Annotated in this window: 10 protein-coding genes; 5 read left to right on the top strand and 5 right to left on the bottom strand. The window is 67.3% G+C overall.

The genetic code is table 11. The annotated features are described in order from the left end of the window. Both K8556_RS25715 and K8556_RS39245 read left to right on the top strand, forming a co-directional pair. Positions 1-317 (top strand): transposase domain-containing protein (locus K8556_RS25715; protein WP_223742728.1); only part of this gene is annotated, 317 nt, incomplete at its 5' end. 87 nt (positions 318-404) lie between these two features. Then, the gene (locus tag K8556_RS39245; RefSeq protein WP_255652185.1) at positions 405-821 is read left to right on the top strand and encodes a transposase; all 417 of its coding nucleotides are present in this window, start codon (positions 405-407) and stop codon (positions 819-821) included. Here K8556_RS39245 and K8556_RS25705 read toward each other — a convergent pair. Both K8556_RS25705 and K8556_RS25700 read right to left on the bottom strand, forming a co-directional pair. Further along, positions 818-3,385 carry an NACHT domain-containing NTPase gene (locus K8556_RS25705; protein ID WP_223742727.1) on the bottom strand — a complete coding sequence of 856 codons (2,568 nt, stop codon included), beginning with the start codon at positions 3,383-3,385 and terminating at the stop codon, positions 818-820. The genes K8556_RS39245 and K8556_RS25705 overlap by 4 nt on opposite strands. An 89-nt stretch (positions 3,386-3,474) precedes the next feature. Further along, on the bottom strand, positions 3,475-4,212 hold the full coding sequence (locus K8556_RS25700) for a M50 family metallopeptidase (protein WP_223742726.1): 738 nt from the start codon (positions 4,210-4,212) through the stop codon (positions 3,475-3,477). A gap of 122 nt (positions 4,213-4,334) precedes the next feature. Here K8556_RS25700 and K8556_RS25695 point away from each other — a divergent pair, with 122 nt between their 5' ends. Beyond that, positions 4,335-6,512, top strand: a complete 2,178-nt coding sequence (locus tag K8556_RS25695) for a S46 family peptidase (protein WP_223742725.1) — start codon at positions 4,335-4,337, stop codon at positions 6,510-6,512. 1 nt (position 6,513) lies between these two features. Further along, entirely contained in the window at positions 6,514-7,167 is a 654-nt protein-coding gene (locus tag K8556_RS25690) for a hypothetical protein (RefSeq protein WP_223742724.1), read from the top strand. Between the two features lie 13 nt (positions 7,168-7,180). Here K8556_RS25690 and K8556_RS25685 read toward each other — a convergent pair whose 3' ends face one another. Then, entirely contained in the window at positions 7,181-7,696 is a 516-nt protein-coding gene (locus K8556_RS25685; protein WP_223742723.1) for an RNA polymerase sigma factor, read from the bottom strand. A gap of 177 nt (positions 7,697-7,873) precedes the next feature. On the opposite strand from K8556_RS25685, the gene K8556_RS25680 reads away from it, so the two are divergent. Continuing rightward, a complete protein-coding gene (locus K8556_RS25680; protein WP_223742722.1) occupies positions 7,874-9,823 on the top strand; it encodes an APC family permease in 1,950 nt (649 codons plus the stop codon). Between the two features lie 19 nt (positions 9,824-9,842). On the opposite strand, the gene K8556_RS25675 is transcribed toward K8556_RS25680, so the two are convergent. Next, a complete protein-coding gene (locus K8556_RS25675) occupies positions 9,843-11,474 on the bottom strand; it encodes a sigma 54-interacting transcriptional regulator (protein WP_223742721.1) in 1,632 nt (543 codons plus the stop codon). An 82-nt stretch (positions 11,475-11,556) separates the two neighbouring features. Next, entirely contained in the window at positions 11,557-12,537 is a 981-nt protein-coding gene (gene gspN, locus K8556_RS25670) for a type II secretion system protein GspN (RefSeq protein ID WP_223742720.1), read from the bottom strand.

Below are 12,537 nucleotides of genomic sequence, written 5' to 3'. Positions count from 1 at the left end.
GCCTACCAGGGGATGCCATCGGTAATGCATCTGGGCAACTTCCCCAGAACCTGCGGCGGAATGAACGGGTCGTTGCCCTGGGCCGTAAGAATTTTCTCTTCGTCGGCCACGAGGCAGCGGGTGAAAACCTCGCGGGCCTCTACGCGCTGGTCGCCACCTGCGAGGCCAACGGCGTCAATCCCGAGGCGTACCTGGCTGACGTGCTGCTCCGGGTGCAGACGCATCCCAACTCGCGCATCGGTGAGCTGCTACCCCACGAATGGAAGCGGCGACGCGCCGCCGACCCGCCCGATTCGCCCCTCCAGCTCAGTCACTGAACAGCTCGCTCGTCGCGGCGCTCGCCGAACACGGTCCTCGTCCGTCATCAAGCCCTCCGGCACGACGTCCACCGGACGGTTACGACCTTGACGCTCGTGGGGGCCATCCGCGTGGGCTGCCGGCCCAAGTTGATGACGCACCGAGGCGCCATCAATGGCCGCATCTTCGTGCGCTTCGTCCGCCAGCGGCTTTGCCCCTGGCTGCATCCAGGAGACGTCATTCTGATGGACAACCTGGGGGCTCACAAAGTGGCCGGTGTGCGCCAGGCGGTCGAAGCCGTTGGCGCCTGCGTCGTGTACCTGCCCACCTACAGGCCCGACTTCAATCCCATCGAGCTGTGGTGGGCGGACCTGAAGCGGCAGCTTCGTCGCCTTGCGCCTCGGGCTATTGAGGACCTGGCTCGGACGGTGAGGCAGTTACGCGCGTCCACTCCGCTCGCAAAGCTCGCGGCTTGGTTCCGCCACTGCCTTTCATTCCTTCAACTCAACCGATCCCGGCGTTAGGCTGGGCGGTTGTCTCTTAGGAAATTCGCCAACTCGTCGGATAGCTCACGCCTCTCAAAGAGCAGTGTGAAAACCTCGCGGCCTCGTTCAGTTGCCAAGACCTGCTCAGTTCTTCCCTTTGAAGGCTCAACGAGGCCAGTGTTTTCAAGATACTTGATAAATTGGCTGGCGAACTTGGGATTCTGGCGCGCAGCGCCGCGCTGTTCAAGGCCTCGCCTCTGACGAGCTCCTTCTGTGAGTTTGCGACATATTTTTTCAATGATAGGGAAGCCTGGGTGATGTTGGAAGACATAATAAGACGGCACCTCATCAGTGGTTGCTCCAGCGAAGTTTAAATAGCCAATGCTGGCCAGTCCTTCCAGTCTGCGCGAAGTGGTCGATGTGGGATCAACAAGAATCGTGGAACTCTTATCGGCACCGCGGAAGTCTGCTCCGACGAGAATGGTCCCAGTGAAGTCTACGTCGATCAGTAGGCTGTCATTGAAGCGCGCCCCTAGTAGACTCGCATTGGAGAAATTGGTGTTTTCGAGAATGGCGCTGGAGAAATTGGAGCCGGCGGCGACACAGGCGGAAAAATCAATATCCGACAGTGTGCTGGATGAGAAATCTATGCCGTTGAGCGTGGATGGTTTTGTTTCTGAGGAGAGTTTGAGGCGCGAGACGCTGATCGCGTCCATGCGCAAGTTGCCGCCAGCAAGAGAAGTGAGGCACTCGCGAACGGGCTCGGGTGATGTTGCAAAGAGCCGTAGCGCTCCATCCCATAGTAGCGACAATATTTGACCAATGCCGGGTTGGTTCTCTCGGTGCGCCCAACGCGCGGTTAGTTTTGAGAAAAGGCGCTCAATGTCCTCGGGATCTCGCGAGGCAGTGAAGACTCGCATCGGATCTGAGACAGGGACTTGTTCCGTTGCTAGTTCGTCCTTCTCAAGGCAGTCGAGGAGGTACTCGGTAAGGAGAAATTCACGAAGAGAGTTATGGGAGAACCTGAATCCAGCGCGGGTCGGGTCGGAGGATCTCGTTAGTGTGGCGGAACTGCGGAGGTCTGTATAGTATTTCTGAACCTCCTCTTCGCGTTCTGATTGCATTAGGCGCAGCTCTGCTTTGAATTCTCTCCTGATTAGAGTTTGGAATTCTTCTTCTTCGATGATTGGGTTGTCTCTTTTTGAGAGCCATACGCTCAGGCTGCGTAGAAAGCTCCTTCGCTTGGCGGGCAGGACGTGATGGGAGCGCCTGAAGTCTCGCATCATGAGTTGTTCAACGATTAGTCTGTAGACCGCCCACTCTGACAATGGGGCGTCGCCGCCATCTCGGGGATGCTCTTTGAGTGATTCGACAACATCCAACAAGTAGCTAATGATTACGGGTTTGCCGGATAGCGAGATGGCGCCAGCATCCTCGGCGCTTCGTTGGATGCGGCCAAGTAGGTTCAGTACGGCATCTCTTCCTTCGTTGTCATCCTTTAGAACTCGTCTGACGAGCGATTCGGTTTGCTCAGGAGATAGGTCTTTGAGCGTTCGTTCGTAGCGCTCAAGGAATTGGGACAAGAGTAGTTGGTCGAGTTCTTTTTCCCGGTCTACGACGTCCTTGTCGATGCCTGCCAGATAAAGGGAGCCGGTATTCAGCGAGGAGTAGAGAATTTCGAAAACCTGTAGTTCCTCAGCTTCAGAAAAGTAATTGGGACGGCTCGTCAAAATGCCTTTGGCTCCATCGGAAGCCAACTGCGCTAAGGCCTCTAGGCAGACGCGCCGCTCTCTGGCGTGCATATACTGAGCCATTTCGTCATAGCCATCTAGCAGTAGGACGATTCGTCCAGCTCGAATCAAAGTGAAAACGAAATCTAGAGGCACATGCCCAAGTCCATTGTGATCAAGGAAGTGGTGGAGAAGTCCTCGGGCATCAAATTGACGAGTGAATTCTCGTAACTCAATCCTGAATGGAATCGGGAGTGATGGATTCTTTTGATACTCTTGCGTCCAGCGGTATTGAAGAATCTTTGTTAGGGCTGTCTTGCCAGTCCCATATTCGCCGACGATGACTAGCCACCTCTTTTCCGGAGCAGTGGTAGCACGCCATTCGCTTAGGAAGTTTGTTGCTTGCTCGTTTCCTATTTTGTCGAAGAACGAAGGTTCTTCGTAGACTGCGTCAAGGTCGCGCAGTTGCCTTGCGGAAGGTCCAGTTGAAAGTACGCTTTTGATGTATGGGTCGAATCTTTCGAATTTAGCGAAAAGCTCGTCGTATGTGAGTGTTTCGATTCGACTGTCTTTGGCTCGCTCCCTTACTGGGAGCGAGAAGCTTCTGGCTGAGACTATTAGTCTCCGTGCGCCAGGATCGATCTCACGAATTAAGGCGAACTTTCCTGCGTCTTTTCCGTATTTTTCATTGTCGACATGTTCGATGGTTGCCTCAATGTATATCGGCGTGCCAAATGGGTCGGATTTGGGCTTGGCGACAAGATCGACTTCCGCTCCGCTGATTTGTACTGGTCCTTCAACGTCGTAGTTGTTTAGCTGGAAAAGGAGACGAATTGCTGCTGGCAGGGACTCGGCGGTAAATTCGTTTGGCATGTTGCTCCCTTTTGCTTGTCTGCAATTTGGTGAGTGTGGAAACCTAGCGAGCTGATGGATTGGTTTTCAGTGTGTGGGCCATTCTCTCTTCACACCCGCCGCGCGCGGGCCATGGGCGGCATCTTCACGCCGCCGCCCGGCTTCGCGTGCATGGCCCAGTACGCGGACACCCCCAGCAGGGCCAGGGACAAGAGCGTCCACAGCGCCGCCCAGACGATGGACGGCACCCACGTCTCGCTGGCGAGGATGGCCGCGTCGCTCTGGGCGCGCACCGCGCTGTTCCACAGGTCGTCCCTCAGGTCGAAGACGACGTAGAGCGCGGTGAAGGCCGCCAGGAACAGGTTGAGCGCGTCCACCAGCCCCGTGGGCAGGAAGCGCGCGCCCAGCCCCATGGCCAGCGCCATGCCCAGGCAGAAGGCCAGGGTGAAGAGGTCCCCCGCGTAGAAGAAGCCCATCACCGCCAGCCACACGGACGCGGCGCCCATCACCGCGCGGCCCAGCCGGAAGCGGAAGGTGGCCAGCATCAGCGCCGCGCCCGCCACCGCGCTGCCCAGGTAGCCCGCGGACGACACGATGACGCGGTTGATGACGCCGGGCGGCAGGCGGGAGAAGCAGCTTCCCCCTTCGTTCAACTGGAGGTGGACCCGGTCCACCGAGCCCCCCACGAGCAGCGTGGCGAGCGCGTGCCCGCTCTCGTGCATCATCACCACCAGCACCTTCACCGGCCACAGCACCGGCGAGTACCAGAAGTACCAGGACGCCCCCATCAGGAGGACGAGCAGCGCCAGCCTTCCGAAATCCAGTGTCGCCCCGCTCGCGGTCCGCATCGCTGGTCCCCTCCTGCCTGGACACCGGAACATCCAAGCGCGTTCCATCTTCCGCGAAAACGCGCGCCCCGGACACCGGAACGGTCGCGCCGGGGCGGCGGACGGGGTAGGGATGGGGCACCATGAAGAAGACGCTCCTTCTCCTCTCGCTCGTGGCAGCCCCGGCCTTCGCCGGGGAAGGGAAGTGGACCCCGCAGCAGGTGCTGGAACTGAGCCCCGCCTGGCTCAAGGCCCAGGGCCTCCAGTTGCCGCCCAGCAAGCTGTGGGACCCCAAGCGGGGCACGGGCCTGCTCGCGGGCACGGTGAACACCGGCGGCTGCTCCGGGTCGTTCATCTCCGCCTCCGGCCTCATCATCACCAACCACCACTGCGCCTTCTCCATCATCCAGGAGCACAGCTCCCCGCAGAGGGATCTCATCACGGACGGCTTCCTCGCGAAGAGCCAGGCGGAGGAGCTCCCGGGCAAGGGCTCGCGCGTGCAGGTGCCGCGCGGCTTCAAGGACGTGACGGCGGAGGTCAACGCCGCCGTGCCGCAGGGCGCGGACGACCTCGCGCGCTACAAGGCCATCGACCGCAAGCAGAAGGAGCTGGTCGCCGAGTGCGAGAAGCGCCCCGCCACCCGCTGCCAGGTGGCCACCTTCGACGGCGGCGTGAACTACACGCTGGTGGACGCCGTGGAGCTGCAGGACGTGCGCCTCGTCTACGCGCCGCCGCGCGCCGTGGGTGAGTACGGCGGCGAAGAGGACAACTGGATGTGGCCGCGCCACACCGGCGACTTCGCCATCATCCGCGCGTACACCGCGCCGGACGGCGCCTCCGCGGCGTTCAGCGACAAGAACGTGCCCTACAAGGCGGAGTTCTTCTTCCCGCTGTCCACGGAGGGCGTGAAGCCGGGCGACTTCGTGATGGTGCTGGGCTACCCGGGCTCCACCTTCCGCACGCTGCTCGCGGACGAGATGGCGGAGCGCCAGGCGCGCTTCTACCCGCGCATCCGCGACGTGATGGGTGAGGCCATCCGCATCCTGGAGGCGGAAGGGGAGAAGGACCCGGCCGGGAAGATCGCCGTGGCCTCGCAGCTCAAGAGCCTGCACAACGTCTACAAGAACGCGGGCGGCCAGTTGGCGGGCCTGAAGCGCGGCCACATCGTGGAGAAGCAGCGCGACGCGGAGGCGGCCACCGTCGCCTGGGCCCAGAAGGACCCCGCGAAGTGGGGGGAGGCCATCAAGGCCCGCGAGGCGCTGCTCGCGGAGCAGCAGACCGCCTCCAAGACCTTCGAGCGCGAGTTCCTCCTGGTCATGTCCAGCCGCCTGGCGCGCGGGCCGGCGCTGGCCGCGTCCGTGTCCCGGCTGGCCATGGAGCGCGTGAAGCCGGACCTGGAGCGCCGCCCGGAGTACATGGACCGCGAGGTGCCGCGCATCAAGGACCGCCTGGAGCGCGAGCAGAAGAACCTCTTCCTCGCCGCGGACAAGGCGCTGCTGCACGCGTTCGTGAAGCGCGCGCAGGCGCTCCCCCAGGACGCGCGCATCGCGGCCGTGGACACCGTCTTCGGCAAGACGTACGCGGAGAAGGACGTCCTGGCGAAGATCGACTCGCTCTACGCGGGCACGAAGGTGCTCACGCTCGCGGAGCGCATGAAGATGGCGGACGAGTCCGTGGGGCAGCTCGTCGCGCGCCGCGACCCGCTGCTGGCGTTCGGCATGGAGCTGGCGAAGGAGCAGTCCGCGCTGGATGACACGCGCGAGCAGCGCCTGGGCGCGTCCTCCCGGCTGCGGCCGGCGTGGCGCAAGGCGGTGATGGCGCAGGCGGGCAAGCCGATTGCTCCGGACGCCAACAGCACGCTGCGCGTGTCGTTCGCCAAGGTGCAGGGCTACACGCCGCGCGACGGCGTGCAGTACCTGCCGCAGACGACGCTGACGGGGATGCTGCAGAAGCACACCGGCGAGGAGCCCTTCAACGCGCCGGAGAAGGTGCGCGCGGCCGCGGCGGCGAAGAAGTTCGGCCGGTGGGTGGACCCCCGGCTGAAGGACGTGCCGGTGGACTTCCTGGCGGACGCGGACACCACGGGCGGCAACTCCGGCAGCCCCACGGTGAACGGCAAGGGGCAGCTCGTCGGCGTGAACTTCGACCGCGTGTGGGAGAACGTCGCGAACGACTTCGGCTACAATCCGGACGTGGCCCGGAACGTCAACGTGGACGTGCGCTACCTGCTGTGGCAGCTCGACCAGGTCGAGGACGCGGACGCGCTCCTGCGCGAGCTCAACATCCGCAAGGGCAAGCCGGTGGCCCGGGAGGCGCGCTGACATGTCGGACGCGGGGGACGGGACTCCAGCGCTGCCCACCTTCCGGCCGGATGAGCGGGTGTGTGGCAACTGCAAGCTCTGGAGCCCGCACTCCGTGGATCACCGTGGATGGGTGGGGCCGTGCCGCCTGCAGGGCTCGCGCGGCATGTTCCCGCCCTCCGCGCCCATCTGTGACAAGTACGCGCCCCGGGGCTCCGCGGCCCCGGCGCCCGTGGTTTCGAGCACGCGGACCCGCGCCCCGCGCAGCGTGGCGCCCGTGGTGGTGCGCCACCGCGCGGATCCGCACGAAGTGGTGGACCTGGAAGGGCTGAACATGACGCGCGAAGAGCTGATGGACATCTTCCGGGAGGCGGCGGGCCTCAGTGATCCGCCGCTCGCGGGCAAGTGGGAGGGCGGCACGGTGAGGCTGGTGCCGGGCAACCCGGAGCTGCAGGCGAAGGACATGCCCATCGACAACCTGTTCCACAAGGTCACGATGGTGCGCGACCGCATCCGCGTGCTGGAGCAGAAGCTCAACGCGCACCCCAAGCTCACGGACGCGGAGAAGGCGGAGATGCAGGGCTACATCACCCGCGTCTACGGCTCGCTCACCAGCTTCAACCTCCTCTTCAAGGAGAAGGGCGACCAGTTCGTGGGCAGCAAGGGCGACGAGTAGCGCCGTCCGCGTCTCAGGGCCGCTGGCCGCGCTCCTCCATCACGGTGAGGGCGCGCTGGCGGCCGCGGTGCAGGGCGCTCTTCACGGTGCCCTCCGGGATGCGCAGGAGCCGGGCGATTTCAGCGGAGCCCAGGCCGCGCACCTCGCGCAGGTAGAGCACCTGCCGCTGCTGGGGGTTCACCTCTTCCAGCGCCTCGTGGAAGTGCCGCTGCATCTGCGTGCCCATGGCGTGGGCCTCCGGCGACACGGTCTCCTGGGGCGCGTGCGACAGCCGCTCCCGGCGCCTGCGCGCGCGCAGCCAGTTGATGCTGCTGTTGACCATCACCCGGTGCAGCCAGGTCGTCCACGTCGCGCGCCCATCCAGCCCCGGTGGCTGCCGCGACAGGCGCAGGAAGACGTCCTGCACCACGTCCTCCGCGTCGTCGGTGTCCCCCACGATGCGCCGGGCGATGGCCAGCGCCCGCGGGCGGTGCAGGGCGTACAAATCATCCAGGGTGGGGAAGGGGAGGACGGCGGCGTGCGGGCCCATGGCGGACGGTCTCCTGTGTCTTCCCGTGAAACGAACGGGCGCGCGAAAGGGTCTATGGCCCTGGAGGGCATGCGACTCCAGGGCCGTGTTCTCGCCCGGACAGCCGGTGCGCACCTTCCGTGCCAGGGGGACGTCGCCATGGCTCAGTGGGCCGAGTACGGACGCAGGAGGCCGTTCATGCCCCGGCGCCGCGAGGGCAACGGCGTCATGGACGTGCTCCTGGGGCGCCCGCTCACCAGCGCCCAGGCGATGCAGGAGAAGACGGGCGTCCTCACCGGCGTGGCGCTCCTGGGGTTGGACGCGCTGTCCTCCGCCGCGTACGGCCCGGAGGCCGCGCTCACCGTGCTGCGCCCGCTGGGGGCCGCGGGGGTGTGGCTGCTCCTCCCCATCACCGCCGCCATCGTCGGGCTCTTGATGCTCGTCGCGGGCTCGTACGCGCAGACCATCGCCGCGTACCCCAGCGGCGGCGGCGCCTACTCCGTGGCGAAGCAGAACCTGGGGCGGGGCGCGGGGCTGCTCGCGGCGACGGCGCTGATGCTGGACTACCTGCTCAACGTGGCGGTGGGCATCTCCGCCGGCACGGGCGCGCTGGTGTCCGCGGTCCCTGCCCTGCGGCCGCACACGCTGCACATCACCCTGGGCCTGCTGGCGCTGCTCACCCTGGTGAACCTGCGCGGCGTCAGCGAGGCGGGCGCCGTGTTCGTCGTGCCCACGTGGTTCTTCATCGCGTCCCTGGGCGTGGTGCTGGCCGTGGGCCTCTTCAAGCTGTCCACGGGGGATGCGACGCCCGTCCAGCCGCCGCCACCGCTGGCGGTGCCCACCGCGTCCGTGGGCGCGTGGCTGGTGATTCGCGCCTTCGCCAGCGGGTGCACGGCGATGACGGGCGTGGAGGCCATCAGCAACGCGGTGCCCATCTTCCGCGACCCCGACGTCCGCCGCGCGCGCGTCACGCTGGGCATCATCGTGGGCGTCCTGGTGACGATGCTGCTGGGCATCGCGCTGTTGTGCCGGGCGTACGGCGTGGGCGCCACCGTCCCCGGCGGCGCCCACTACCAGACGGTGCTCTCGCAGCTCATCGCGGCGGTGATGGGGCGCGGCGTCTTCTACTACGTGGCCATGGCCGCCATCCTCTGCGTGCTCGCGCTGTCCGCGAACACCAGCTACGCGGGCTTCCCGCTCGTCTGCCAGGTGCTGGCGCGCGAGCGCTACCTGCCGCCGGGCTTCGCCCACCGGGGCCGCAGGCTCGCCCTGTCGCGCGGCATCCTCACCCTGTCCGCGCTGGCGGCCGTGCTGCTCATCGCGTGCGGGGGCATCACGGACCGGCTGATTCCCCTGTTCGCCATTGGCGCGCTGATGGCCTTCACCCTGTCCCAGGCGGGCATGGTGGTGCACTGGGGGCGCCACCGGGAGCAGGACGGCTGGCGGTGGCGCCGGGCCCTCAACGGCGCGGGCGCGGCGATGACGGCGCTCACGCTGTGCATCGTGGGCGTGTCCAAGTTCGCGCACGGCGGCTGGGCCGCGTTCGTCATCGTGCCCGTGGGGCTGCTGGTGCTGTCGCGCGTCCACGCCGCGTACACGCGCACGCGGCAGGTGACGGAGCTGAAGCGGCCCGTGCTCCTGACGCCCGCGTCGCCGATGGTCGCCGTGGTGCCCGTGGACCGCTGGTCCCACGCGTCGGAGACGGCGCTGCGCTTCGCGCTGACGCTGAGCGACGACGTGAGGGCGGTGCACATCTGCAGCGGCGACACCGACGAGGCGGCGCTGGACTCACAGTGGCAGCACTTCGTCCAGGCGCCGCTCCAGGAGGCCGGGCGGAGGCCTCCGCCGCTCGTGCACGTGGGGTCGCCGTACCGCGCGCTGGTGTGGCCCCTGATGGACTACCTGGACGCGCTGCTCGCGGAGGTGCCGGGCGGCACCGTGGCCATCGTGCTGCCGGAGCTGCTGGAGCAGCGCTGGTACCGGGCCATGCTCTACGGCCGCCGCTCGGAGCTGCTGCGCAGCGCGCTGCTGCTGTCCGGCGAGCGGCGCCTGGTGGTGGTCAGCGTGCCCTGGTACCTGCGCACGCGGGCGCACCCGGCGCCGCACTCCGCCTGGGGCGACCTCGCCCACCCGGGAGACCCCGGGTAGGGCGCGGGCGCCTCCGGAGTCACTCCTGCTCGTCCTGTTTCGTCAGGCCCCAGTCCTTCAGGCGCTTGAAGAGGGTGGAGCGCGCGAGCCCCAGCTCCCGCGCCACGCGCTCGCGGTTGTTGTTGAAGCGGCGCAGCGCGGTTTCGATGATCTGCCGCTCCAGCTTCTCCAGCATCTGCTCCAGCGTCATGCCCGGCGGCAGCTCCGGCACGGTGATGCCCGTCTCGCGGTTGACCTCCTGGTCGAAGGACAGGTCGCTCGCGTCGATGGACGGGCCCTTGCGCAAAAGCAGCGCGCGGTGCACCACGTTGCGCAGCTCGCGGATGTTGCCCGGCCAGGCGTGCTGCTGGAGCCTGTCCAGCGCGGCCGGCGTGAAGCGCACCGTCTGCCCGCGCGGGGCGAACGCGCGCACGAAGTGCTCCGACAGCGCCACCACGTCCCCCCGGCGGTTGCGCAGGGGCGGCAGGTGCAGGGGCACCACGCACAGGCGGTAGTACAGGTCCTCGCGGAAGCGGCCCTCGCGCGCCGCCGCCAGCAGGTCGCGGTTGGTGGCCGCCACCACGCGCACGTCCACGTGCAGCGGGCGGCTGGCGCCCACGCGCTTGATTTCGCCGCTCTCCAGCGCGCGCAGCAGCTTCGCCTGGAGGTCCAGGGGCAGCTCGCCAATCTCGTCCAGGAACAGCGTGCCGCCGTCCGCCTCCTCGAAGGCGCCCTTGCGCGCGCCCACGGAGCCGGTGAACGCGCCCTTCTCGTGGCCGAAGAGCTCGCTCTCAATCAGCTCCTTGGAGATGGCGGCGCAGTTGACCGGGATGAGCGGCCGGTTCGCGCGCGGCGAGCACGCGTGCAGCGCGTTCGCCACCAGCTCCTTGCCCGTGCCGGACTCGCCCAGGATGGTGACGGCCGCGGTGGACGGCGCCACGCGCTGGATGAGGTCCGTGAGCTGCCGCACGGACGGGTCGCCGCCGAGGATGCCGTGGAAGGACTGCGCTTCCTTCTTCGCCGCGGGCACGGCCTCCAGGATGAGCTCCGCCTCGCCCACGCGCAGCGTGGTGGGCAGCGTCACCTCCGCCTCGAAGAGGCGCACCGGGCCCAGCCACGTGCCGTTGGTGGAGCGCAGGTCCACGACGTGGAAGACGCCGTCCTTGCGCGTGACCTTCAGGTGCCGGCCGGAGATGAACCGGTCCTGGAGCACCAGGTCGTTGCCCGCGTCCTTGCCCACCGTGAAGCTGTCGCCGGTGAGCCGGTGCACGGCCTCCGTGCTGGCCTGCTTCACGCGCAACTGCGCGGGCTGCCAGCGCTGCGGGTCGCGCCCCTGCACGGCGGTGGCGCTGCCGGCCTCCGTGGCCGCGTCCGCGTCGTCGCTGGCGCCGTGCTGGCGGAACACCGCGCGCCACTGGCCCAGCTCCAGGTCCGCGCCGTCCGGCAGGTCCGCGCGCTCCACCACCGCGCCCGCGACCTTCGTGCCCTTGCCGGACAGGTCCTCCACGCGGCACTTCTGGCCGTCCCACAGGAGGGCCACCTGCTGGCGGCTCACCTCCGGATCCGGGATGGCCACGTCGCTGGAGTCGCCCCGGCCGAGCACCACCCGCGCCCGGTCCACCGCCACCCGCAGCACTTCCTCGCCTCGACGGAAGAACACCAGCTCCGGCATTACGAACTCTCTCCCAAGCCCGGACACCCCGGGGCCGCGCGCAGCGCTTTACACGGCGCGTGCGCGGGCATCAACCGGGGGCCTACCGCTTGGGTCCGAAGCGGGGGCTGCTCACCATGCCGGTGAGCCGGCCGCCGCGCCAACCGGGGTTGTCCCGGTCCTGCGGCAGCATGTTCACCGCGAGCGCCAGGGGCCCCAGCCGCTGCTGGAAGGCCTGCTCGAACTTCAGCCGCACGTCCAGCCCCAGCTCGCTGTACTCCAGCCGGCGGCCCAGCTTCAGCGTGCCGGTGCCGGAGCCCTCCAGGTCCTCGCTCTTGAGGTTCAGGTCGCGCACCGTGCCCAGGCCCTTGTCGAACTGGAGGTCGCCCTTCAGCTCGCCCAGCGCCACGCGCGGCAGCTCCATGGGCATGGCGGGGCCGCCGCCCATGGGGATGGCCGCCTTGCCGCCCTTGATGGTGAGCCCCTGGGTGTCCAGCGCCACCGTGCCGGACGCCTGGGACCAGTCCACCGGCTGGCCGCGCATCATCGTCCCCGGCGCCGTGAGCGCGAGCTTCGCGTTGAGGGTGCCCTCCATGTCCACGCCGGTGTACGCCGGCAGGTTGCCGCCGCCGGCCTGCACGCCGTCCACGTCCACGTTCAGCGTCGTGCCGCTCAGGCCGCCCACGTGGATGTCCACCGTGCCGCCCATGCCCTTCAGCTTCATCACCAGGCCGGGCGGGAAGAGGGACGGGCGCAGGGCCACGCTGTCGAAGATGAGCGCCTCGCCCAGCTCGTCCTTGCCCAGCCCGCCGGACTCGCCCCGGGCGAGCGCCGCGACGGACTCCGCGCCCAGCGGCGTGGGCGGCTTGCTCAGCCGCACGTGGGTGGCGGTGACGCCGGACAGGCCGGGACGCAGGCTGTCCATGCGCACCGCCAGCCCGTGGGCCGCGGCCTCCGTCACCAGCCGCGAGCGGACCGCGTCGTAGGGGAACGTCAGCAGCAGGCAGAGGATGAACGCCACCACCGCGAAGGCGGTGTAGCCCAGGACGAGCTTCCAGCGGGCGGTCTTGGTTTCAGTGGCCAT

The sequence above is a fragment of the Corallococcus sp. AS-1-12 genome, from assembly GCF_020036995.1.
Lineage (GTDB): Bacteria > Myxococcota > Myxococcia > Myxococcales > Myxococcaceae > Corallococcus.
This window is presented reverse-complemented; position numbering and strand designations above follow the sequence as displayed.

Coding starts and splice junctions, on each gene's coding strand:
- K8556_RS25705 (WP_223742727.1), bottom strand. CDS start 3,385: ATGCCAAACGAATTTACCGCCGAGTCCCTGCCAGCAGCAATTCGTCTC.
- K8556_RS25700 (WP_223742726.1), bottom strand. CDS start 4,212: ATGCGGACCGCGAGCGGGGCGACACTGGATTTCGGAAGGCTGGCGCTG.
- K8556_RS25695 (WP_223742725.1), top strand. CDS start 4,335: ATGAAGAAGACGCTCCTTCTCCTCTCGCTCGTGGCAGCCCCGGCCTTC.
- K8556_RS25690 (WP_223742724.1), top strand. CDS start 6,514: ATGTCGGACGCGGGGGACGGGACTCCAGCGCTGCCCACCTTCCGGCCG.
- K8556_RS25685 (WP_223742723.1), bottom strand. CDS start 7,696: ATGGGCCCGCACGCCGCCGTCCTCCCCTTCCCCACCCTGGATGATTTG.
- K8556_RS25680 (WP_223742722.1), top strand. CDS start 7,874: ATGCCCCGGCGCCGCGAGGGCAACGGCGTCATGGACGTGCTCCTGGGG.
- K8556_RS25675 (WP_223742721.1), bottom strand. CDS start 11,474: ATGCCGGAGCTGGTGTTCTTCCGTCGAGGCGAGGAAGTGCTGCGGGTG.
- gspN (WP_223742720.1), bottom strand. CDS start 12,537: ATGGCCACTGAAACCAAGACCGCCCGCTGGAAGCTCGTCCTGGGCTAC.